The 23385-nt window shown below is 46.0% G+C and carries 18 protein-coding genes; 7 read left to right on the top strand and 11 right to left on the bottom strand.

The window, feature by feature from the left end; genetic code table 11:
• Positions 1 to 40: 40 nt before the first annotated feature.
• The 10 genes from NL644_RS09055 to hrpB form a co-directional block, all read right to left on the bottom strand.
• A complete protein-coding gene (locus NL644_RS09055) occupies positions 41 to 1072 on the bottom strand; it encodes an ABC transporter ATP-binding protein (RefSeq protein WP_005396732.1) in 1032 nt (343 codons plus the stop codon).
• Positions 1072 to 2697: an iron ABC transporter permease gene (locus tag NL644_RS09050; RefSeq protein ID WP_005396731.1), complete on the bottom strand. Its 1626-nt coding sequence runs from the start codon at positions 2695 to 2697 to the stop codon at positions 1072 to 1074. The genes NL644_RS09055 and NL644_RS09050 overlap by 1 nt, the downstream gene beginning before the upstream one ends.
• 99 nt (positions 2698 to 2796) lie before the next feature.
• Positions 2797 to 3810, bottom strand: coding sequence for a Fe(3+) ABC transporter substrate-binding protein (locus NL644_RS09045; protein WP_005386566.1), 1014 nt, complete (start codon positions 3808 to 3810; stop codon positions 2797 to 2799).
• Between the two features lie 152 nt (positions 3811 to 3962).
• A complete protein-coding gene (locus NL644_RS09040) occupies positions 3963 to 5192 on the bottom strand; it encodes an ammonium transporter (RefSeq protein WP_046875065.1) in 1230 nt (409 codons plus the stop codon).
• Positions 5193 to 5219: 27 nt separating this feature from the next.
• Complete coding sequence (locus NL644_RS09035) at positions 5220 to 5558, bottom strand: P-II family nitrogen regulator (RefSeq protein ID WP_005396729.1); 339 nt, start codon at positions 5556 to 5558, stop codon at positions 5220 to 5222.
• Positions 5559 to 5746: 188 nt separating this feature from the next.
• Entirely contained in the window at positions 5747 to 6115 is a 369-nt protein-coding gene (locus NL644_RS09030) for a YacL family protein (RefSeq protein WP_005396728.1), read from the bottom strand.
• A gap of 99 nt (positions 6116 to 6214) precedes the next feature.
• Positions 6215 to 8812: a bifunctional aconitate hydratase 2/2-methylisocitrate dehydratase gene (gene acnB, locus NL644_RS09025; RefSeq protein WP_012841427.1), complete on the bottom strand. Its 2598-nt coding sequence runs from the start codon at positions 8810 to 8812 to the stop codon at positions 6215 to 6217.
• A gap of 268 nt (positions 8813 to 9080) precedes the next feature.
• Positions 9081 to 11411, bottom strand: a complete 2331-nt coding sequence (locus NL644_RS09020) for a patatin-like phospholipase family protein (RefSeq protein ID WP_253658330.1) — start codon at positions 11409 to 11411, stop codon at positions 9081 to 9083.
• 122 nt (positions 11412 to 11533) lie between these two features.
• On the bottom strand, positions 11534 to 13906 hold the full coding sequence (gene mrcB, locus NL644_RS09015; protein ID WP_114323610.1) for a penicillin-binding protein 1B: 2373 nt from the start codon (positions 13904 to 13906) through the stop codon (positions 11534 to 11536).
• Positions 13899 to 16367: an ATP-dependent helicase HrpB gene (gene hrpB / locus NL644_RS09010; RefSeq protein ID WP_253658329.1), complete on the bottom strand. Its 2469-nt coding sequence runs from the start codon at positions 16365 to 16367 to the stop codon at positions 13899 to 13901. The genes mrcB and hrpB overlap by 8 nt, the downstream gene beginning before the upstream one ends.
• 66 nt (positions 16368 to 16433) lie before the next feature.
• Here hrpB and sfsA point away from each other — a divergent pair, with 66 nt between their 5' ends.
• From sfsA to panC, 7 genes are all read left to right on the top strand, one after another.
• On the top strand, positions 16434 to 17150 hold the full coding sequence (gene sfsA, locus NL644_RS09005) for a DNA/RNA nuclease SfsA (RefSeq protein ID WP_114323612.1): 717 nt from the start codon (positions 16434 to 16436) through the stop codon (positions 17148 to 17150).
• Between the two features lie 136 nt (positions 17151 to 17286).
• Complete coding sequence (gene dksA / locus NL644_RS09000; protein ID WP_005386584.1) at positions 17287 to 17733, top strand: RNA polymerase-binding protein DksA; 447 nt, start codon at positions 17287 to 17289, stop codon at positions 17731 to 17733.
• A gap of 96 nt (positions 17734 to 17829) precedes the next feature.
• Positions 17830 to 18693, top strand: coding sequence for a tRNA glutamyl-Q(34) synthetase GluQRS (gene gluQRS, locus NL644_RS08995; RefSeq protein ID WP_114323613.1), 864 nt, complete (start codon positions 17830 to 17832; stop codon positions 18691 to 18693).
• 101 nt (positions 18694 to 18794) lie between these two features.
• Positions 18795 to 20162, top strand: a complete 1368-nt coding sequence (gene pcnB / locus NL644_RS08990) for a polynucleotide adenylyltransferase PcnB (protein ID WP_046875073.1) — start codon at positions 18795 to 18797, stop codon at positions 20160 to 20162.
• Positions 20159 to 20644 carry a 2-amino-4-hydroxy-6-hydroxymethyldihydropteridine diphosphokinase gene (folK, locus tag NL644_RS08985; protein WP_253658328.1) on the top strand — a complete coding sequence of 162 codons (486 nt, stop codon included), beginning with the start codon at positions 20159 to 20161 and terminating at the stop codon, positions 20642 to 20644. The genes pcnB and folK overlap by 4 nt, the downstream gene beginning before the upstream one ends.
• A gap of 24 nt (positions 20645 to 20668) precedes the next feature.
• Entirely contained in the window at positions 20669 to 21463 is a 795-nt protein-coding gene (panB, locus tag NL644_RS08980) for a 3-methyl-2-oxobutanoate hydroxymethyltransferase (protein ID WP_005396718.1), read from the top strand.
• An 11-nt stretch (positions 21464 to 21474) separates the two neighbouring features.
• Positions 21475 to 22380, top strand: a complete 906-nt coding sequence (panC, locus tag NL644_RS08975) for a pantoate--beta-alanine ligase (protein ID WP_005396717.1) — start codon at positions 21475 to 21477, stop codon at positions 22378 to 22380.
• Positions 22381 to 22435: 55 nt separating this feature from the next.
• Here the strand turns inward: panC and NL644_RS08970 are convergent, their stop codons facing one another.
• Positions 22436 to 23365, bottom strand: coding sequence for a Kdo(2)-lipid IV(A) acyltransferase (locus tag NL644_RS08970; protein WP_253658327.1), 930 nt, complete (start codon positions 23363 to 23365; stop codon positions 22436 to 22438).
• Positions 23366 to 23385 lie beyond the last annotated feature (20 nt).

The raw sequence follows: 23385 nt of genomic DNA, 5'->3' as shown, positions 1-23385 counted from the left end.
GGGCTTTTTTATTGTGTAGGAAGACATAAGAGAATAGTAATTATGCGAATGCCAGCACGCCCTGCGTTTCAATTTTCACTGCAACAGACTCACCAATATTTAATGCCTGCGATGCTGTAGCCAACAAACGGTCGCCATTCGCATCAATCACGTAACGGCAATGGTCACCCATAAAGTGCTGCTCCAGCACCGTTACTGAGCTCTCTTCATCGGATTGAATTTGTACATGTTGCGGCCTTAGCAACAAAGAGCATTCAGACTGCACTGGGATCTCTTGTTGGGCTGTGGCTTCAACCACACCCAAGTGGGTTTCATATTCTGAATCCGAAACTCGTTTAGCGGCCAGATAGCTACCACCACCTAAGAAATCCGCAACAAACTTACTTGAAGGCTGGTAGTAAAGCTCAGATGCCGTGCCATATTGCTCGATAACACCATTGTTCATCACTGCCATTTTATCAGCGAAGGCAAAAGCCTCTTCACGGCTATGCGTAACAAAAATGGCAGTCACGCCTTGCGCCTTAAAAATCTTACGGATCTCACTTATCAGCTCATGGCGAACTTGCGTATCAATATTAGAGAACGGCTCATCTAGCAACAATAAGTCTGGGCTGTAAGCTAATGAGCGAGCAATCGCAACACGCTGCTGCTGTCCACCAGACAACTGATGTGGATAACGATCGCCATAGCCTTGCAAATGCACGAGCTCGAGCATCTCTTGAACTTTGCCATTTTTCTCTTTTGTCGAGTAATGCTTTAAGCCAAAGGCAATATTTTGCTCCACCGTCAGGTGAGGAAAAAGCGCATAATCTTGGAAAATCATCCCGATATTACGCTGTTCTGGTGGCAACCAGTTCTCCCCATCATCAATCGTGACGCAATTTAAGCTCATTTCGCCTGACGTTAATGGCAATAGCCCTGCAACGGCTTTTAATAGTGTTGTTTTTCCGCAACCACTTGCACCTAGTAAACAGACAATTTGCCCTTGTTCCACCTCAAGAGATAATGATTCGAGTACGGTTTGATCATCATATTGGCAAGTTAGGTTTTTAATTGATAATGCGCAGCTCATCAGTGATTTTGCTCCAGTGAACGGTTAACAACAACAAGCGGGATCAACCCAACAAGAACCAACAGAACCGCAGGCAAAGCGGCCAATTCTAAATGCTCATCCGAGGCGAAGTTATAAACGTATGTGGCTAGTGTTTCAAAGTTAAATGGACGAAGTAATAGAGCCGCATTGAGCTCTTTCATCGACTCGATAAACACTAACAGAGCCGCAATCAGTGCACCACGTTTAACCAGCGGAAAGTGCACACGCCACAGCATGGCATTAGGCTTACAACCCATGGTGCGAGACGCCATATCTAACGAAGGCGAAATTTTATTTAAATTACTTTCGATACTACCAATCGCCACCGCTGAAAAGCGCACAACCATGGCAAAAACCAGGGCGAACATGGAGCCAGAAAAAATAAGTCCCGGTCTTCCCCACTCCATGGCTTTAGCAAGGTCGTTGACGCGGTGATCCATAAACAGTACTGCGACCATCACACCAATCGCTAATACGGTTCCTGGCACTGCATACCCCATCGAAGAAAGACGCATAAATGCCAAGCTTTCGCGCTTGCCATTGACGCGATGGGTAAAGTTAACGATCAGTGCGACAGCAACACCAATAATGGCGGCAATAACCGACACGACCAAACTATTCCATGCGTATTCACGAAACTCGGGGGTCCAACTCTGCGCAAAGTAAGTTATCGCATAATCAATCAGCTGTAGTAATGGCAAAATAAACGCGACCGAAACCAAGCCCCAACACCAAACCAGCGCGGTCCACTTTTTCCAGCCCGTCAACTCATAACGAAAATCTTCGTGACTGTTAAATTGGCTTTGAAAAAGCTTTTGTTTACGACGACTGTAGCGTTCGGCACTGAGGAGCAGTACTACAATGACAAGCATCATGGCTGAAATCTTGGCTGCTGCATTAAGATTAGAGTACCCCAACCAAGTATCGTAGACCGCTGTGGTTAACGTATTCACAGCGAAGTAACTTACAGTACCAAAGTCACCGATAGTCTCCATTGCGACCAGCGACAAGCCCACAGCGATAGAAGGTCGCACTAGTGGCATCGAGATGCGCCAAAAGCTTTCCCATGGAGAGCATTTGAGCAAACGCGCGCTTTGCAACAAAGAGACATTTTGCTCCATAAATGCAGCTCGACACAGCAAATACACGTAAGGGTACAGCACTAAAGCCAACACAAAGGTCGCGCCAGGCAAGGTGCGAATATCAGGGAACCAATACTCGCCTGGTCCCCATCCGGTTACATCACGCAAAAAGATCTGAATCGGTCCTGCAAAATCAAACCAATCAGTAAAAATATAACCAATGATATAACCTGGCATCGCAAGAGGTAGCACCAATGCCCACTGCAACCATTTTTCGGTCGGCAGTTTACACATGGCCATTATCCAAGCGCTTGGTATACCAAGAATTAAGGACAACACCATTACGCCAATAGTGAGCGCAACCGTGTTAAAAATATAAGTCGGCATGACTGTCGCCATTAAATGGGCAAACAAATCATCCGTTTCACCAATTGCGGTGTAGAAGATCGCTAAGATCGGCAAAACCAGTAACAGAGTTATTACCCCACTACTGGTTTTCCATAAAGAGTGTTTATCTTTCATCGCCTAATTACTGCAAGGCTGTATGAAATACAAATGCTGTTGCAAATACATCTCATATCCTTTAATCAAATGGGGGTACTGTTATACCCCCACAAGGAATTAAAGGTCAAATTTCACTTCGTCTAATAGCTTAATTGCCGCTTCGTGGTTGGCTGCAATATCGTCTAGAGAAAGCTTGTCTGCTTTAAAGTCACCCCAAGATTCCACAAGTTCAGAACGCTTCACGCCTTCTTTAACAGGGTACTCGTAGTTAACTTCTGCGTACATCTGCTGCGCTTTGTCACCCGTTAGGAATTCCATTAGCTTCACAGCATTGTCTTTGTTTGGAGAGTACTTCGCCATCGCCATACCAGAGATGTTTACGTGAGTACCTGTAGTCTCTTGGTTAGGGAAGTTGATGTAAACTGCATCTGCCCAAGCTTTTTGCTCTTTGTCGTTAACCATTTTACCTAGGTAGTAGCTGTTACCTAGAGAAACATCACATAGACCTTCTTTGATCGCTTTAACTTGTGCACGATCGTTGCCTTGTGGTTTGCGAGCAAGGTTTGCTTTCACGCCTTCCAACCACTCTTTGGTTTCTGCTTCGCCATTGTGAGCAATCATTGCTGAAACTAGAGAAACGTTGTACGGGTGCTTACCGCTACGAGTACAAATTTTACCTTTGAACTCTGGCTTAGCCAGATCTGCATAGTTGAAATCTGCGCCTAGTTTACCTACGCGATCACGTGAAGAGTAAACACTACGTGAGCGTAGAGTTAGAGCAAACCACTCATTCTCTTTATCTTGGTATTGAGCTGGTACGTTTTCTTCAATGATTTTGCTATCTACTTTCTGAACTAAACCTTTGTTTGTCAGTTCAGCTAGACGACTGATGTCTGTCGTAAGGATAACGTCAGCTGGGCTGTACTCGCCTTCTTGAGCTAGCTTTTCTGCTAAGCCTTTTTTAGCAAATTTTACGTTTACTTTGATGCCAGTTTCTTTAGTGAACTCGTTGAACATAGGTTCAACTAGGAAAGGTTGACGGTAAGAGTAGACGTTCACTTCTTCAGCAGCCATTGCTGTTGGAGCTAAGGTTGCGCAAGTTAATGCTGAAAGAGTTAGCAGTTTTTTCATTGTTTAATCCTTTACCATGCTAATGATAACGTTTATCAGTTGCGTTATTATATGTATGTTCAATAAGAAGACAATGACAAATATTAAAAAACCTGCTCATCGGAGCAGGTTTTTATATGTTGAGAGTGTAACTATTTATTACAGGCTATTGATTACTTCACAGTGACAAATTCTGGGTACGCACCGACGCCACAATCATGCATGTCCATACCTTCCATTTCTTCATCTTCCGTGACGCGAATTCCAACGGTTGCTTTCAAGATAGCCCACACCACTAGGCTAGCACCAAATACCCAAGCAAAGATAACGACAGCACCTAAAAGCTGTGCACCGAATGTAGCATCGCCGTTACTTAGTGGTACGACCATCAAACCAAAGAAGCCACAAACACCGTGCACTGAAATCGCACCGACTGGGTCATCAATTTTCAGTTTATCTAGGCCAATGATGCTGAATACGACTAGCGCGCCAGATACTGCACCGATAGCAACCGCATATAATGGCGATGGTGATAGAGGATCTGCAGTGATGGCAACCAAGCCAGCTAGCGCACCATTGAGAATCATCGTTAAGTCCGCTTTGCCCCAAGTTGTTTTACATACAAATAGCGCCGCAATAGCACCTGCAGCAGCAGCTGCGTTGGTGTTTAGGAAGATCTGACCTACCGCTGTTGCGTTCTCAAAGTCTGAAACCATCAACTGAGAACCACCGTTAAACCCAAACCAACCAAACCAAAGGATGAAAGTACCTAGTGTTGCCAAAGGCATGTTTGAACCTGGAATCGGGTAGATTTCACCGTTTTTGCCATATTTACCTTTGCGAGCACCAAGAAGCAATACACCAGCAAGAGCTGCAGAAGCACCAGCCATATGTACGATACCTGAACCTGCAAAGTCGCTAAATCCAGCTTCTGCTAGGAAGCCACCGCCCCATGTCCAATAACCTTCCATTGGGTAGATAAATGCGGTCAAAATTGCAGAGAAAACCAAGAAAGACCAAAGCTTCATACGTTCAGCCACCGCACCAGAAACGACGGACATTGCCGTTGCAACGAAGACGACTTGGAAGAAGAAGTCAGATTCTAGAGAGTGATCAGCCCCTTCTCCTTGGGTACCAATCAACGCACCAAATGAAGGTAACCAGCCTCCTTCTCCGTTGTCGACATACATGATGTTGTAACCAACGATCAGAAACATCGTACATGCAATTGCGTACAAACAGATGTTCTTCGTAAGAATTTCTGTTGTGTTCTTAGAGCGCACAAGACCAGCCTCTAGCATCGCAAAACCAGCTGCCATCCACATTACCAACGCACCGGAAATGAGGAAGAAAAAGGTGTCAAGTGCGTAACGTAACTCGGTTACTGTTGTTGTTAATTCCATAATAAGTTTCTCCAATCCCTTGAATTCTTAAAGTGCTTCTGCGTCCATTTCGCCCGTTCGTATACGCACCGCTTGGTTCAGGTCGTAGACAAAAATTTTACCGTCACCAATCTTTCCTGTTTGCGCAGCTTTTGTAATCGCTTCAACCACTCGCTCAACATTATCCGCGTGAGTAGCGATTTCAATTTTCACTTTTGGTAGGAAATCGACCTGATACTCAGCGCCGCGATACAGTTCCGTGTGGCCTTTTTGACGACCAAACCCTTTAACTTCTGATACCGTCATCCCTTCGATACCGACGTTAGCCAATGCTTCTCGCACATCGTCTAATTTAAACGGCTTAATAATGGCATTGATTATTTTCATTCAATTCTCTCCGAAGCTTTCATCCTGAAACACTTCTAATAATCCAATCTACGTGCCAAGTTTTTAAGTCATTGAATAATAAAAACTAACGTCAATTTACATATCTATAAACAAAAAGAGCGCACCATATCGGTGCACCCTTTTCACAAATTTAAAGCAACAGAAGGAAAGTTACCCAAAACTGTGCACTAAATGTTCAAAAAGTCTTTCCATCGCTCGATAAGAATCATGAAGTCCTCTATTCCACAGCTTGCTGTACTTTCTGCATTGTAGAAATCGAATTCACTTTCCATCTCAACATCATGGTCATGGGCCAATGCGTTTTCTTGCACTAGGACTTCATCGCCCAGAATCATCAAGCTAATTTCTGTACCTGTTAGGTTATGCTCTTGAGAAGGCGCTGAAAATGACTGCTCAATTAGCTTTTCAACCTGAGCTATCTTCATAGGATCTTTGCCAATTTCTTCTTGTAGCCAGCGCCCAACAATCTCATGCCCCATGCTGCATTTTACGTAGTACTCGCCCATCAACGTGTTACGGATGAATTCAAATTCCATCGAGATTGCCTTTTCGTATCAATTTGGTGCGGAGTATAGCGAATTGCGCCCATAAAAAAAGCACCTCGTTTGAGGTGCTTTTTAATTGTGCAGTTAAACTTATGCAGGCTCTTGGAAGATCACTTCATCCGCTTTCTTGGTGTACTGATCCATTTTATGGAAGTTCAAGTAGCGGTAAGTATCTGTAGCGGTTGCATCAATTTGCTTCGCATACTCCAAGTACTCTTCTTTGGTTGGAATCTTACCAAGGATTGCACCTACGGCAGCTAGTTCCGCAGACGACAGGTAAACATTCGCACCAGTACCTAGACGGTTCGGGAAGTTACGCGTTGAGGTCGACATCACTGTTGATTTGTCTGCAACACGCGCTTGGTTACCCATACACAGTGAACATCCTGGTGTTTCGATTCGAACCCCAGCACGGCCAAAGATACCGTAATAACCCTCTTCCGTTAGCTGATCCTTGTCCATCTTCGTTGGCGGAGCGATCCATAGACGAGTTGCAAGCTGTCCGTTGAACTTATCTAGCAGCTTACCAGCAGCGCGGAAGTGACCGATGTTCGTCATACAAGAACCAATGAACACTTCATCAATCGCTGTGCCTTGTACTTCAGACAACAAGCGAGCGTCATCCGGATCATTCGGTGCACATAGTACTGGCTCATTGATTTCAGCCATATCGATTTCAATAACATGTGCGTATTCAGCGTCTTTATCAGCTTGCATCAGCTCAGGATTTGCTAACCACTCTTCCATCGCTGTAATACGACGTTCGATAGTACGGCGGTCACCATAACCTTCAGAGATCATCCACTTCAGCATCACGATGTTAGAGTTTAGGTACTCTTCGATCGACTCTTGCGACAATTTTACAGTACAACCTGCCGCCGAACGCTCAGCAGAAGCATCAGACAGCTCAAATGCTTGCTCAACAGTTAGCGTTTCTAGGCCTTCAATCTCAAGGATACGACCAGAGAATTCGTTGATCTTGCCCGCTTTCTCTACTGTTAGTAGACCTTGCTGAATCGCGTAGTAAGGGATGGCATGAACAAGGTCACGTAGTGTGATACCCGGTTGCATTTCACCTTTAAAGCGAACCAAGATTGACTCAGGCATATCTAGTGGCATAACGCCTGTCGCAGCAGCAAAGGCAACCAACCCCGAACCTGCTGGGAATGAAATACCTAGCGGGAAACGAGTATGTGAGTCACCACCCGTACCGACTGTATCCGGCAGTAGCATACGGTTTAGCCATGAGTGGATAATACCGTCACCCGGGCGAAGAGATACGCCACCGCGGTTCATGATAAAGTCCGGAAGTGTGTGGTGCGTGTTTACGTCTACTGGTTTTGGGTACGCAGAGGTGTGACAGAAAGACTGCATGACAAGGTCAGCAGAGAAGCCCAAACACGCCAAGTCTTTAAGTTCATCACGAGTCATAGGGCCGGTAGTATCTTGCGAGCCTACTGTCGTCATCTTCGGCTCACAGTAGGTACCAGGGCGAATGCCTTCTACGCCACACGCTTTACCAACCATTTTCTGTGCAAGCGTGTAACCCTTGCCAGAATCTGCAATTTCACCAGGTTTACGGAATACATCCGAAGGCTCAAGACCTAGCGATTGACGCGCTTTGTCTGTCAAACCACGACCGATGATCAATGGGATACGACCGCCAGCACGAACTTCATCAATCAGTACTTCCGTTTTCAGCGAGAACTCAGCTAAAACTTCACCTGTTTCGTGATTACAAACTTTACCTTCATATGGGTAAACATCGATAACATCGCCCATGTTGAGCTTAGTCACGTCGACTTCGATTGGTAGTGCGCCCGCATCTTCCATTGTGTTGAAGAAGATAGGTGCAATTTTACCACCAAGCACATAACCACCAGCACGTTTGTTTGGAACGTAAGGGATATCATCTCCCATGAACCAAAGTACTGAGTTGGTTGCAGATTTACGTGAAGATCCAGTACCAACAACATCACCAACGTAAACCAATTGGTGACCTTTTTCTTTCAATTCTTCAATTTGCTTGATCGGACCAATATTGCCCGGTTGATCAGGATTGATGCCTTCACGCTCGTTCTTCAGCATCGCAAGTGCGTGCACTGGGATATCAGGACGAGACCAAGCATCAGGTGCAGGTGAAAGGTCATCCGTGTTCGTTTCACCTGTTACTTTAAATACAGTTAGAGTGACTTTTTCTTCAAGCTTAGGCTTAGAAAGGAACCACTCAGCATCAGCCCATGACTGAAGTACTTTCTGTGCATGCGCATTGCCTGCTTTTGCTTTCTCTTCTACATCATAGAAAGCATCAAACATCAGAAGTGTATGAGACAGTGCTTCTACAGCAATCTCTGCCAGTGCTTCGTCATCAAGTAGCTCAACTAGCGGCTCGATGTTGTAACCACCTTGCATAGTGCCTAGCAGTTCAGCCGCTTTTTCACGACTCACTAATGGTGATTTAACTTCACCTTTTGCTACTGCTGTTAGGAAACCCGCTTTTACATAAGCAGCTTCATCAACACCTGGAGGGATACGGTTTTCAAGTAGGTCAAGAATGAACTCTTCTTCACCTTGCGGGGGATTTTTCAGAAGTTCTACAAGTCCAGCAACTTGTTCTGCGTCTAGCGGTTTAGGAACAACTCCTTCAGCAGCACGCTCTTCGACGTGTTTACGGTAGGCTTCAAGCACGACTTTTTCCTCTCATTGCGGTTCCTCCTCTATTATTACTATTGTTAAAGTAAAGGAGTGAACATCCTTGGAAACTTGGCTCTCCATTGCCCTTGTTTTCATTCAATTATGATTGAGAAACAGCGCCGTAGAGGCCAAACTGTGGGCAAAATAATAGCAAATTTAACCTTAAATTAAAATCTTATCATTTTGACCAACATAGCAACTTACGACTAAAGTTCTGCTAATTTTGACCAAATATGCCAAGTTTTTGCTTTCTTATACCCGGTTAATTAAACGACGTTCCTACGATCAAATACACAGCATCCATATCCTGCTCAGTACGACCATAAGCCAACATAATTGGCCCGATTGGTGAGTCAACACCAAAGAAAATAGAGCCAGCATTGTAAAGTGGCGCTTCATTCAGCTTCAGATCATTATCTGACCACACTCCACCGTATTCCACTGATGCACCTAGGTAGACTGGCGCTTCAAATAGTCCAAAGTCGTTGTCGAACCATTTGTATCGGTACACCAAGCTACTAAAAAACAGGTTCTGTCCAATCAAGCTATTTCTTGGGATGCCAGATAGGTTTAAAAAGCCGCCTAACTCTCTCGGATCAAGTGGAACCGATGAATTTTTACTTTCTACAAAACTATATTCTGCATGTCCGACTAAAGTATGACGCTGATGACTGACCGCACCTTTGAATCGCGCGGAGATTTCATACACAGTATCTTCAATCATCTTTTCCGTGTCGAGCAGAGTGATGCCTTCCGGACTCTTGTCATGAGATACGAAATATTCAAGATCGACCAGCAGTCCGCGAGTAGGAAATGCAAAATCATCAAGCGTATCGAGTCGATAGCTCGCAAATATACCTTTGCGCTCGAAGTCTAGCTGCCCTGCCGAGGCCAAGGTAGACAGCTCAATATCTCCTGTAGAGTAACGAGCACCAAGGCGCAACTCTTGCCATAACGTAGGTTGAATGCCAATAGCCAGTTCAGAAGCAAAGTCATTATAGGAAACGGGTAAGAAGTCGTTAACTGAGCTGAGGTCCGGGTTTTCAAACTCGCTAAAAGGTAAGTTTCTATCTTCACTGCTGTATCCAACACGGCCAGCAACAAAAAGCGTTTGGCTAGATAAAACAGGCGAATACAACTCAGCTTCTATCAGCTTATCCGTGCCCATTTCTACGTTGAACGCCAACTCCGCACCATGCGAATTTAAATTAGTAAAATTGGTCGACATACCGATGCCGTATTGGCTATCCGTATCGAAGTCATCTTCAAGGAAAAATCGAAAGTTAACGTAATTCGGCCCCCACGACTTTTCGTTAACATCAAAAACCAACAATGTCTTACCATCAACATCTTCAAAGTGGTAAGTGATTAACTCAAAACGATCCAACGCATAGAGATTTTCAACGGTTTTTTCTATTTCAGCCGTTGGAATACGACGACCTGTTTTCAATTGGATACGGTTGGTAAGTAATACATCACTGTAGTGGGTGTTATTCACTATCACAATGTCATCAACAATGCGTTTATCACCGTAAACCAGCGTCTTACGTACCTCTTGCTTGTGATCAATGTACTTTTGGTATTCTGCGTTCGATAAACTTAGACCAAGCAGCTTATCTTCAAGCTGCTTGGTAATATCGTAGCCCGCTTGAAAAGCCCAAGGCATTTTGTCGAACTCGACCGTTTCCATGGTGCCCACATTGGGACGAATATAAATATCTTGTGGTTCAAGCTCGTCCACTTGCTGTTGCGTACTGCGACGAACTAGGTAATTAGAAAGTTGATCCGCTACAGTAAACAGCCCGGTAAACTCATCTTCGGTTTTGTAGTCGGTGCTAATATCGACAGCAATAACAACATCAGCCCCCATGGCGCGAGCCACATCGACAGGCATGTTATTGACCACGCCGCCATCGACAAGCATATGGCCATTGAGCTTATAGGGAGGAAGCGCTCCTGGTACAGACATGCTAGCCATCATGGCGTCCACAAGGTAGCCATTGCCAAGAACCACTTCCTCTAGCGCAAGAATATCTGTCGCCACAGAGCGATAAGGAATGGCAAGATCATCAAAAGAATCGAATCGCCCTAAGTTCCCTGTAGTCTCACGCAATACGCGCAACATGTTCTGGCCTTGCACGACACCCGTTGGGGCACGAACCTCACCAAATCTTAAGCCGAGGTCAGTGTTAATTTGATAGCGGTCTTCATACTCTTTATCACGAACTCGGCGTTGACTACGGTCGACACGATCTCGATAACCACTGCTCCAATCGACGGTGTAGATAAAACTTTCAATTTCATCAGCGCTCATCCCCGTTGCATAGAGACCACCAACATAAGCGCCCATACTGGTGCCCGTTACGATATCGACCGGGATCTGCATCTCTTCTAACGCTTTGAGGACGCCGATATGCGCAGCGCCTTTTGCTCCGCCACCGGCGAGCACAACTGCCACCTTTGGACGAGGCTCCACGTCATCCGTTTTTGCTAGAGAGTTGGCGAGGGAAACTGAAGGAGTGGTGATCAAAAAGGCACTAACCCAAAGCGCGAAATGGCGAGTCGACGGGCTTGATAACAGCTTTTTGAACATTCACTTCTTCCTTTGTTGAATTTCTTATCAAGTAGGGCGTGCTAGCAGCACCGCACTAACACGCCCTAATATGTACTAAGAATTGACCAGAGAGACAAGCTAATGTTGTTGATTTGGCGATGCTACCAATCAAATAAGCTGTTAAGCCAGTTTGATTTCTTCTCACACTGCTGCTTTATTTGACCCGTTTTATCCCAAACTGGCAGTTTATAATCACTGCGACAGTTCATTTCTAAACCACCATCTGATGTCGGCTTAAATCCTAACGTGGTGATCTCTCTTGGCCATGGAAGCTCTAAACGCTCAGGAATGCGTTGCTTCAAATACTCTGCGTACACTCGTAATGCACCGCTCGATCCCGTTAGATGAACCGATTTGTTATCGTCGCGGCCTAGCCAAATTGTCGTCACTTCACGGCCATCAACACCGACAAACCAGCTATCGCGGTTATCGTTACTGGTACCCGTTTTTCCTGCCAGTGCAGCCCAACCAAACTGGCTTTGTAAGAAGCGGCCTGTACCTTGAGCAACCCCCTGTTTCATCGCGTAGGTCGTTAGCCATGCTGCTTGCTCATCCACGGCTCTTGATGAACGAGGCAAGGATTGATAAAGCACATTACCTTCCATATCCATCACTGAACGCAGAGCGGTCAGTTTCGCACGTTTGCCTGAGTTCGTCAGTGTCTGATACATCTGCGCGACTTCAAACGGCGTCAAAGAAAACGAGCCCAAAAACATCGAAGGCACTGGGCGGATTTCGTCTTTGTTGACGCCCAAACGCTCTAAAGTATCGGATACTTCTGGGATACCAAGCGCCATGCCTAAGCGCACCGTTGGCACGTTGAGTGACTTCGCTAAAGCAATGTAGAGTGGCACATCACCACGGTATTTTCGGTCGTAGTTACGCGGTGTCCATACTTTACCTTTACTGCTTTTCAGGCTTAGCGGCGTGTCGTGTAGCGTCGTGCCTAGGTTATATTTTTCCGGTTGTTCTAGAGCCGTCAAGTAAATCGCTGGTTTAACTAAAGAACCAATTGGACGACTGGCATTGAGCGCGCGGTTAAAACCTTCATAACCAACACGTTTACCGCCAACCATGGCACGGATTTCACCACTATGACGATCAACCGCGACTGCAGCGGCTTCTAATTCTTTACCGCCTCGTTTAGCTAGCTCCGGGATCTTTTTCGCGATGGCTTGCTCCATTTTGCTTTGCGATACCGGATCCAGAGACGTAAACACGCGCAGTCCGGTTTCCGCTTTAAATCGCTCCCCCACTTTTTCTTTCAATTCAATGCTCAATTGTTGGAAATAAGCGGGCTGACGGCTCGCGATACGTGGTTTGCTCTGCGTATCAAGCGAACGACTGACGGCTTGCTCATACTGCTCAGATGTCAGCATGTTTTGCTGCATCAACAAACGTAATACAAGATCGCGGCGCTCTTTCGTGCGCTCGGGGTAACGAATTGGATTGTAGTAAGACGGTCCTTTTACCATCCCAACTAACATCGCCAGTTGATCGATTCGCAGCTCTTGGATCGGTTGTCCAAAGTAATAACGCGATGCCAAGCCAAACCCGTGGATCGCTTCACCACCGCTTTGCCCTAGATACACTTCGTTAAGGTAGGCTTCTAAAATACGATCTTTGCTGTAACGGTAATCCAAAATTAACGCGATATACGCTTCTCTAACTTTTCGCCACAGCGTTTTATCACGGGTCAAAAACAGGTTTTTCGCCAACTGCTGAGTTAGCGTACTACCACCTTGAACAGTACGACCCGCTTTAATGTTTGCAACCATTGCTCGTGCAATCGCGAGTGGAGACACCCCATCGTGTTGATAAAAATCCCGGTCTTCGGTCGCAAGCAGTGCATCAACTAAAATTTCTGGGAACTGATCACGACGCAAGAACAGACGCTGCTCATCTTGATCTTTCTCCAGCATACCCAACATCTTAGGCTCTAAGCGTAAGTAACCAAGATCACCTCGGGACTCTAAAGACTGAATACGCTGTAAGCCAGAATCTGAAAAATGGAGCATCACGTGACGATCCGGTTCAGGACCATCGGCAAATTCGAATGGACGGCGAATCAATTCAATCCGAGTGGAAGAAGATGAGTACTCTCCAGGGTAGCGAGGCTGACTTACCTTACGGTAATTCAGTACATCCAGCTCGTTACGAAGTTCTTGAATGGTGATATTTTCACCCGGATTTAAGTTCAAGATGCGAGCATAAACCACCGTTGGCAGTTCAAACAGCTGGCCTTCAAAGCGCTCTTTCACAACACTATCTAAATAAATACCCACAAACAGCAAAACAGCGGCAAGCGCAACACCGGCTTTCCAGCTAAATGACCACAAAACTTTCAGCCACGAACGTTTCTCGTTAGCCGGCTTTTTACTCGGTGTGCGTCGAGTCTGTTTTGTCGTTCCTTTATTGGTTGTACTTTTCTTCGCTGGCGCTTTTTTCGCGCTAGGCTTCTTGCTGTTAGTCATTATTCAATTGTCTTTTTGTTTTCGTAGTTGCTACATGATTGGCAGGGTCATCAGGCCACCTGTGTTTTGGGTAGCGCCCTTTCATCTCTTTTTGAACGTCTTTATAGCTTCCGTTCCAGAAAGCCGCCAAGTCAGACGTCACTTGCAGCGGACGTTGTGCCGGTGAAAGCAGTTCAAGCACTAAACGCTTGCGACCAAGCGCTACCGTAGGGGAGCCACTCTCACCAAATACCTCTTGCATACGCACCGATAATTTCGGCTCATGGCCATACTGGTAACGGATACGCTTCTTTGAACCTGTCGGCAGTTGGTAATGCTCTGGTAACCATTCATCCAGCTGTTGATTGAGTGGCCAACCTAATCGAGCGTTCAGCGCTTCGACCAAGTTTATCTTGCTCAAATCGTTAACCGAACTGACGGACGTCATGTACGGCTCTAACCACTCTTCTAATGAATCCAACAAACTGGCTTCATCAAACATTGGCCATGATTGCTCGGGTAACCATTCCACCGCACAACGAACCCGAGCCAACAAGCTCTCCGCTGCCGGTGTCCAGTTTAGACTCTGTAAGCCCTGGCGGCGGACATACGTGAGTAAAGCTTGTGTCATTTTTTCTTTGCCAGGGCTTGGCAAAGGCTCGCGTTCAACCACCAGCTGACCGAGTTTTGTTTGTCGCTCAGCCATTAGACGCCCTCTTTTTTCATCCCAGTCTACAACTTCTTCAGACGAAAATAGCGCTTCAAAGGTCGCTCGCAATATATTGACATCCAATTCACATGCCGAATGAATTTGACTGGAGTTAGAATGAGAACGCATTAAGTCAACGGCAACCAAATACTCACAGCCACCTAGCATGTCTTCCTGACGACATTCTGCACCATGACCATTAGCCAAAGTAAATCGCCCAAATTGATTTGTGCGCTGCTGCGCAATGCGATCTGGAAATGCCAAACTTAACACCAGCGGTAATGCATCTTCATCCACGCCTTTCAGGTCAAATACTGTATCCAATTTGTACGCTAGAGATTGAGCACGCTTGAACAACAGCGACTTTTTTGGATGAGTACCAACAAGCCAACGATGCAAGCTATGAGCGATATTGGTAACGTTTCTCTCTGGCTCTTCAATCAGTGCGACCGCCGCCAAAGCAGCATTTAACATCTTATCACTGTAAGATTGCGCTTTAATTAGCATCGCAGCCGCACGAGGCTCAACGCCTAGTTCATGCGCCTGTTTTCCTTCGGACGTTAATTGCCCTTTTTCCGTCAGTAGTCCCAATGACACCAATAGCTGCTTCGCTTGTTCCAATGACGCATTAGCGGGAACATCAAGCCACTTGAGATCGTGGATATCACTCGCTCCCCAAAATGTGAGCTCCATAACTAAACTAGCCAAATCGGAATGCAAAATTTCGGGCTGGGGAACCAGAGGTTGCTGCTTGAACTGACTTTCAGAATAGAGGCGAACGCAAATGCCCTCTTCTATTCGTCCCGCTCGTCCTGCACGCTGAATCGCTGAAGACTGTGCAATGCGTGTTTGCTCTAAGCGTGTTAAACCGTTTTTCAAATCAAACCGGGCAATACGCTCTAACCCAGAATCAACCACAAGGCGAATGCCTTCAATCGTCAGTGAAGTTTCTGCGATGTTGGTCGCGAGTACGACTTTACGCTTGCCGTGTTCTGCCGGCGTGATGGCTTTTTGTTGCTCAGTAAAGCTCAGTTGCCCATAAAGCGGACACACTTCAATATCATCCGCCAAATGAGATAAACGTTCTTCGACTTGTTTAATGGCCCCAACGCCCGGTAGGAAAGCCAACAAAGAGCCGGACTCTTTGTTCATAAGACTTTCTATTGTTTTTGCCATACTCGTAGGTAAATGATCATTCACACCTAACGGTTGGTAACGCATTTCTACGTCGAAACTGCGTCCTTCTGATTCAATGTAACTGGCTTCCGGCAACAACGACTGTAAGGCTTGTTGATCAAGCGTTGCCGACATTACCACCAGCTTGAGATCGTCTCGCAATGCCTCTTGAACTTCTAAACTGAATGCCAAAGCGGTATCGGCATGAATGCTGCGTTCATGAAACTCATCAAAGATCAGCAGATCAACACCATCCAGTTCAGGGTCAGTTTGAATCATCCTAGTCATGATCCCTTCAGTCACGATCTCCAACTGCGTTGCAGAACTTACCTTTGCCTCGCCACGAACTCGATAACCCACGCGTTGACCAACTTGTTCTCCCAATTGCTCAGCAAGATAACGGGCAATGTTACGCGCCGCGAGTCGTCTTGGTTCGAGCATGATGATTTTTCCAACAACCGAATGGTTTAAGAGGAGCTGTAAAGGGAAGTAGGTCGACTTACCGGCACCAGGCGCCGCTTTTAAGATCACTTGATGTTGATTTTTGACCGCCGTCAGCAACTCAGGCATCACGGCTTCAATCGGCAATTGTGACAAAGGAAATACCTTATGGTGTAATGGTGGCAACATTGTACATAAAAAAATTTTTGTCTAAATAAGCAAATGCATTTCACACCCGCTTTAGAGTCCGCCACTCTACTCAAACGCTATAAACGCTTTCTTGCCGATATCGAACTCGATACCGGTGAAATTCGTACTATCCACTGCGCAAACACTGGCGCTATGACAGGTTGTGCGACACCCGGAAACAAAGTTTGGTTTTCCACTTCCGACAACCCGAAACGAAAATATCCCAATAGTTGGGAGTTGAGTGAAACCGAACAAGGCCACCGCATTTGTATCAATACCGCGCGCGCCAACCAATTAGCCGTTGAGGCTATTGAAAATAATGTCATTTCAGAGCTTTGTGGTTATGACACACTTCAAACTGAGGTGAAATACGGTAATGAAAATAGCCGAATTGATATCTTGCTCAGCGCAGACAACAAGCCAAAGTGCTATATAGAAGTGAAAAGCGTCACTCTTCTTGATGAGACCGACTCTATTGGACAAGGATACTTCCCAGATGCGGTCACGACTCGGGGACAAAAGCACCTGAGAGAGCTCACAGAAATGGCACAAAATGGAAGTAGAGCCATACTTTTATTCACTGTTTTACATTCAGGTATTGAAAAAGTATCCGCGGCGCACCATATAGACGCGAAATATTCACTATTACTCAAACAAGCACAAGACGCTGGAGTGGAAGTTCTCTGCTACAAAGCTGAGCTGAGCGATACTGGAATGAAGCTGATTTCCGCTATTGATTTTATCAATTAAGAGAAAAAATGATGTCGTCTTCACATTGACGATAACTTTGCGATTCAGTATTTGCTTGCACCGCCTCTTTTTGCTATAGATACCCGCCTTAAATTGACTGCGTAGCAGTTGACTAGGTGTAAGTAGGAGATGCTGTATGCCAGAATCAAAGAAGAAAACGATAGGCATCCTAGCCATTGCCGGCGTGGAGCCATATCAGGAAAAACCTGGTGAAGAGTACATGTCACCAGAGCAGGTTGAACACTTTACGAAAATCTTAACAGCTTGGCGCGACCAGCTGAGAGCTGAAGTGGATCGTACCGTTCACCACATGCAGGACGAAGCAGCAAACTTCCCAGATCCAGTTGACCGCGCCTCTCAAGAGGAAGAGTTCAGCCTAGAACTGCGTAACCGCGACCGCGAACGCCGTTTGATCAAGAAGATTGAAAAGACTTTGGATAAAATCAAAGAAGACGATTTTGGCTTCTGTGAGTCTTGTGGCGTAGAGATTGGCGTTCGCCGTCTTGAAGCACGTCCAACCGCTGACCTATGTATTGACTGTAAAACACTTGCAGAAATCAAAGAGAAGCAAATGCAAGGTTAATCAACCAAGCATTATGATTATTGAAGGGAGCTCAGGCTCCCTTTTTGTTTTGACTACCTTTGCATCCCATTTGTTTACTAAATTCGAGATACACGCATGACACGCTATGTAGGTCGATTCGCCCCATCTCCTTCTGGTCCTTTACATTTTGGTTCACTGATTGCCGCTCTTGGCAGCTATTTTCAAGCGAAAGCACACAACGGAACCTGGTTAGTACGTATTGAGGACTTGGACCCACCAAGAGAAATGCCAGGTGCGGCGCAACTTATCCTAGATGCGCTCAAAGCCTATCAGCTGCATTGGGATGGAGAGGTGGTATACCAGAGTGAACGTCATGACCTTTACCAAGCCCAAATAAACACATGGCTCGAAAATGGTGAGGCCTATTATTGCCAATGTACTCGAAAGCAAATTAAAGAGCATGGCGGGTTTTATCCTGGCACTTGCCGCGATAAAAACTTGAAAGACGGCGCGATTCGCCTAAAAATGACCAAGCCTGTCGCTCATTTCTTCGATCAGAAGCGTGGAACAATTAAAATTCCAGAGCAACTCGTTAATGAAGATTTCATTATTAAACGTCGAGATGGATTATTTGCTTATAATCTTGCGGTAGTATTGGACGACATCGACCAAGGCGTCACCGAAGTCGTGCGTGGTGCAGACTTAATCGAGCCAACAGGGCGTCAAATCAGTCTGTACCAGATACTTGGGCAGCCTGAAGTCAGCTACTTGCATTTACCATTGGCGATGGACAACAACGGCAATAAACTGTCGAAACAAAATCACGCGACGGCTATTGATATAGAGACACCAAAGCCTACTCTATTACGCGCCATGACATTTTTGGGCTTCGAGATACCTGAAGCCATAAAAGCGGCCAACATAGAAGAGATTCTTCGTTGGGGCTGCGAAAACTGGCGCTTGGAACAGCTTCCAACAGAGATCGAGATCACAGCGTGATTCTCAAATGGCATTGTGTAGGCTATCATTAGCCGCAAATTAGGCCCTAGAGGCGCAAAAACTAACCAAAGCAAGATTGGACTAAACCCAGTTATTGCCAGATGCACATGAATACAAACGACTATACACCAAGCGAACCTGCCACTATTCCAGAGCTCGCTCTCAATGTAATAACTCGTGAAGAGCACAACATTTCGCGTAAGCAGATCAGTGATAATGCACTGAAGGTACTGTACCGCCTAAATGGTGCTGGTTTCGATGCTTTTCTTGTGGGTGGCGGGGTTCGAGACTTACTGCTTGGACAGAAACCAAAAGATTTTGACATTGCGACCAACGCAACGCCGGAACAGATCAAACAGCTATTTCGTAACTGCCGTTTGATTGGTCGCCGCTTCCGCTTGGCTCACATTATGTTTGGCCGAGACATCATTGAGGTTGCGACATTCCGTGGTCACCACCAAGAGCAAAAGAATAAGAGCATCTCTCAGCAATCGAAAGAAGGAATGCTGCTGCGGGACAATGTCTACGGCACCATCGATGAAGATGCTGAGCGCCGTGATTTCACGATTAACTCGATGTACTACAACATCGCGGATTACTCGATTCACGACTACGCACGTGGTATTGAGGATTTAGAAGATCGCCTCATTCGACTGATTGGCGATCCAGAAACACGCTACCGTGAAGATCCAGTACGTATGTTGCGTGCAGTTCGCTTCGCGGTAAAACTGGACTTTGATATTGAAGAAGACACCGCGGCGCCAATCGAACACATGGCACCGTTGCTCGGTGACATTCCGTCAGCGCGTCTTTTTGAAGAGTCACTCAAGTTATTGCAATCCGGTCATGGCTTAGAAACCTACCACCTACTGCGTGAGTACAACTTATTCCAACAGCTCTTCCCGACGATTGCAGCGCACTTCACGGAAGATTACTCCTCTCACACTGAGCAAATGTTGGATCTTGTCCTAGATTCTACCGACATGCGCATCGAAGATGGGAAACGCATCAATCCAGCATTTATGTTTGCTGCAATGCTGTGGTACCCACTGTGTGCGAAAGCCGATGAACTGATGGAAGAGCGCAACCTAGGCCATTACGACGCTATTATGGAAGCGAGTAACATCATTCTTGATGAACAAGTTCGTACAATTGCCATTCCAAGACGCCACACCGCAACCATTCGCGAGATTTGGCAGCTGCAGCTGCGCCTTCCTCGACGTAACGGTAAACGTGCATTCCGTCTTATGGAGCTCAATAAATTTAGAGCTGGCTTTGATTTTCTTGAAATGCGCGGTGAAATTGAAGGTGGTGACACTCAGAAGCTTGCCAAGTGGTGGGAAACTTTCCAAAATGCAGGCCGAGAAATGCGTCAAGCAATGGCTGCCGACCTAGACGGTCAATCACCGAAGAGTGGTCAGCGCCGCCGTAAAACCTATCGCAAGAAAAAGAGTAAGCCTAAGTCATGATCACAGCGTACATTGCGGTAGGCAGTAACTTGGCTGATCCTGTCAGCCAAGCGAAGCAAGCGATTGAAGCGTTAAAAACGCTGCCTAAATCAGAATTTGTTCAGGCTTCTTCGCTATACAGCAGCACACCAATGGGACCACAAAACCAACCGGATTACATCAATGCGGTTGTGTCGATTAACACCAGTTTGACGCCTATTGAGTTGCTCGATTGCACACAAGCCATTGAGCAAGAACAAGGGCGTGTCCGTAAAGACGAACGTTGGGGACCAAGAACCTTGGACCTCGACATTGTGCTTTATGGCAATGAGGTGATTAATTCCGAGAGGCTGATCGTTCCTCATTATGGAATGAAAGAGCGTGAATTCGTACTCTACCCTCTTGCGGAAATTGCACCAAGTTTACAACTCCCCGATGGGACCGAGGTCTCTAAACTACTGGAACAAGTAGATAGAAACGGCCTCAGTATCTGGCAGTCATAGCCAACTCCTAGTAAGGATAAAACCATGAAAAAAATGACCATCAACGACCTAATCAAGTGGAAGCAAGAAGGTCGTAAATTTGCTACTTCAACCGCTTATGATGCGAGCTTTGCCCAACTGTTTGAAAGCCAAGAAATGCCAGTACTTCTTGTTGGTGATTCTCTAGGTATGGTTTTGCAAGGTCACAACGATACTCTGCCAGTAACGGTCGATGATATCGCTTACCATACTCGTTGCGTACGCGCAGGTAGCCCAAATTGTTTGTTGATGGCTGACATGCCATTCATGAGCTACACCACGCCAGAGCAAGCTTGCGAAAATGCGGCTACACTGATGCGTGCTGGTGCCAATATGGTGAAAATTGAAGGTGGTGACTGGCTAGTCGACACTGTAAAAATGCTCACTGAACGCTCGGTTCCAGTTTGTGCTCACCTTGGTTTAACTCCTCAAGCCGTGAATATTTTTGGTGGTTACAAAGTTCAAGGTCGCGATCAAGAAAAAGCGGACCGCATGGTGAAAGATGCGTTAGCACTGCAAGAAGCAGGCGCTCAAATCGTCTTACTAGAGTGCGTGCCTGCTGAGCTTGCTGAGCGTATTACGCAAGTGCTCGACGTGCCTGTTATCGGTATTGGAGCTGGTAACGTGACAGATGGTCAAATTCTCGTGATGCATGATATGTTCGGTATCTCTGCCAACTACATGCCGAAATTCTCCAAAAACTTTCTTGCTGAAACAGGTGATATGCGCAAAGCCGTTGCTAAATACATTGAAGATGTAGCCAACGGTGTATTCCCAGACGACGCTCATACCATTGCCTAGAGGATAAATGCATGCAAACTTTTGCGGAAATCTCAGCAGTTCGTGAACACCTTAAAACCTTTAAACGTGAAGGTCGTAAAATTGCGTTTGTCCCAACCATGGGCAACCTTCACGAAGGTCACTTAACTTTAGTGCGTAAAGCACGCGAATACGCTGATATCGTTGTCGTAAGCATCTTTGTTAATCCGATGCAGTTTGATCGTGCAGACGATTTAAATAATTACCCGCGTACGCTAGAGGAAGACTTAAGCAAGTTAACCTCTGAAGGGGTCGATGTGGTATTTACGCCGACACCAGAAGTTATCTATCCTGAAGGGCTTGATAAACAAACGTTTGTTGATGTTCCGGGTCTATCGACTATTTTAGAAGGGGCTTCACGCCCTGGTCATTTCCGTGGCGTCACAACCATCGTAAACAAGCTATTTAACATCGTTCAGCCAGATGTGGCCTGTTTTGGTGAGAAAGATTTTCAACAACTTGCTGTTATCCGCAAGATGGTTGTCGATCTTGCGATGGACATTGAAATCATCGGTGTACCAACCGTACGTGAAATGGACGGTTTAGCAATGAGCTCACGTAATGGTCTGCTTACACTTGACGAACGTCAACGTGCGCCAGTACTTGCTCGTACAATGCGTTGGATCAGCAGTGCCATTCGTGGCGGCCGTGATGACTACGCATCGATCATCGAAGATGCGAGCGACCAACTGCGAGCTGCAGGTTTGCACCCTGATGAGATCTTCATTCGTGATGCTCGTACATTACAAGTGATCACACCAGAAACGACACAAGCCGTCATTCTGATGTCTGCGTTCTTAGGCAAAGCTCGTCTTATCGATAACCAAACGGTAGATATGGTTGTCGAAGCGAAGGAAGAAGCAGAGTCTAGTAATACAAACTCAGAGAGCGCAGAGTAAGCTCTGAGCCATCAAGACGTAAAAAGGTCGACTCTTAGTCGACCTTTTTTATTTTCTACGTATAGACGCAATCTAACCCTTCAGGGCGTGTTTTAAACCGCTTGTGCAGCCACATCCACGCTGGAATATCACGTTTTATCATTTTCTCAAGCTCTTGGTTCAAGATACTTGCCGCTTTAATCGCATTACGCCTCTCGAAACGCTCACTGATATCTTTTCCAATATATAACGTGTAATGGTGATTCTTGCTCACTGTGACGCCAGATATGACCGCACACTTTGTTGCGTCTATAAGCACACTAGAGCCCACGGTACTCGCGGCTTGTTCAACAGCAAAGAACGGCGCAAAAACAGAATGGCTGACGCCATAATCATGGTCGGGCAAATACCACAGTCGATGACCATTTTTCAGAACTTTGAGCATTGATTTAACGTCTTTTCGATCAATCATTTGATGCCCAAAACGAGTTCGACCTCGATGTTGAATAAACTCATAAGCAGGGTTCGAATTTGGGCGATAAACGCCATAACCTTTGGCACACTGGCTAAAAATACGAGCGGTTATCTCCAAGTTTAAATGGTGACTGCACACCACCAACACACCACGGCCATTCTTTTCCTCAGCGAGTAAACGATCTTTTCCAACAATAGAGGTTATCCGACGTATCCGCCAATCTGGCCAAAACCAGGCGATCCCCGTTTCGATGATCGCCATTCCCGTATATTGAAAGTTTTTTCGTACTACGTCCTTACATTGCCAGTCCGTAAAATCAGGGAAACACAGCTGGAGATTACGCAGAGCGATCTTGTGTCGGCGCTTCATTACATGCATCGCAACACAACCGATGCTTCTACCTAAGATTCGCAATACTATGTATGGCAGTACATTAACAAGAATCGCTAAAGATCCAAATGCCAGCCATACAGACCAATATTTGGGCTTAAGTAACTGATAGGAGAAAGGCGGCGGCGGGACAATATTCATAGGGTCACTCATTTATTACA

The organism is Vibrio sp. Y10_XG_PY6 (genome assembly GCF_024181795.1).
GTDB lineage: Bacteria > Pseudomonadota > Gammaproteobacteria > Enterobacterales > Vibrionaceae > Vibrio > Vibrio diabolicus.
The sequence above is the reverse complement of the archived record's forward strand: the minus strand, read 5'-3'. Positions and strand labels throughout refer to the sequence as shown.

What these genes read in the sequence shown, in the direction of transcription:
- NL644_RS09055 (WP_005396732.1), bottom strand. Translation starts at nt 1,072, where the DNA reads ATGAGCTGCGCATTATCAATTAAAAACCTAACTTGCCAATATGATGAT.
- NL644_RS09050 (WP_005396731.1), bottom strand. Translation starts at nt 2,697, where the DNA reads ATGAAAGATAAACACTCTTTATGGAAAACCAGTAGTGGGGTAATAACT.
- NL644_RS09045 (WP_005386566.1), bottom strand. Translation starts at nt 3,810, where the DNA reads ATGAAAAAACTGCTAACTCTTTCAGCATTAACTTGCGCAACCTTAGCT.
- NL644_RS09040 (WP_046875065.1), bottom strand. Translation starts at nt 5,192, where the DNA reads ATGGAATTAACAACAACAGTAACCGAGTTACGTTACGCACTTGACACC.
- NL644_RS09035 (WP_005396729.1), bottom strand. Translation starts at nt 5,558, where the DNA reads ATGAAAATAATCAATGCCATTATTAAGCCGTTTAAATTAGACGATGTG.
- NL644_RS09030 (WP_005396728.1), bottom strand. Translation starts at nt 6,115, where the DNA reads ATGGAATTTGAATTCATCCGTAACACGTTGATGGGCGAGTACTACGTA.
- NL644_RS09020 (WP_253658330.1), bottom strand. Translation starts at nt 11,411, where the DNA reads ATGTTCAAAAAGCTGTTATCAAGCCCGTCGACTCGCCATTTCGCGCTT.
- mrcB (WP_114323610.1), bottom strand. Translation starts at nt 13,906, where the DNA reads ATGACTAACAGCAAGAAGCCTAGCGCGAAAAAAGCGCCAGCGAAGAAA.
- sfsA (WP_114323612.1), top strand. Translation starts at nt 16,434, where the DNA reads ATGCATTTCACACCCGCTTTAGAGTCCGCCACTCTACTCAAACGCTAT.
- dksA (WP_005386584.1), top strand. Translation starts at nt 17,287, where the DNA reads ATGCCAGAATCAAAGAAGAAAACGATAGGCATCCTAGCCATTGCCGGC.
- gluQRS (WP_114323613.1), top strand. Translation starts at nt 17,830, where the DNA reads ATGACACGCTATGTAGGTCGATTCGCCCCATCTCCTTCTGGTCCTTTA.
- pcnB (WP_046875073.1), top strand. Translation starts at nt 18,795, where the DNA reads ATGCACATGAATACAAACGACTATACACCAAGCGAACCTGCCACTATT.
- folK (WP_253658328.1), top strand. Translation starts at nt 20,159, where the DNA reads ATGATCACAGCGTACATTGCGGTAGGCAGTAACTTGGCTGATCCTGTC.
- panB (WP_005396718.1), top strand. Translation starts at nt 20,669, where the DNA reads ATGAAAAAAATGACCATCAACGACCTAATCAAGTGGAAGCAAGAAGGT.
- panC (WP_005396717.1), top strand. Translation starts at nt 21,475, where the DNA reads ATGCAAACTTTTGCGGAAATCTCAGCAGTTCGTGAACACCTTAAAACC.
- NL644_RS08970 (WP_253658327.1), bottom strand. Translation starts at nt 23,365, where the DNA reads ATGAATATTGTCCCGCCGCCGCCTTTCTCCTATCAGTTACTTAAGCCC.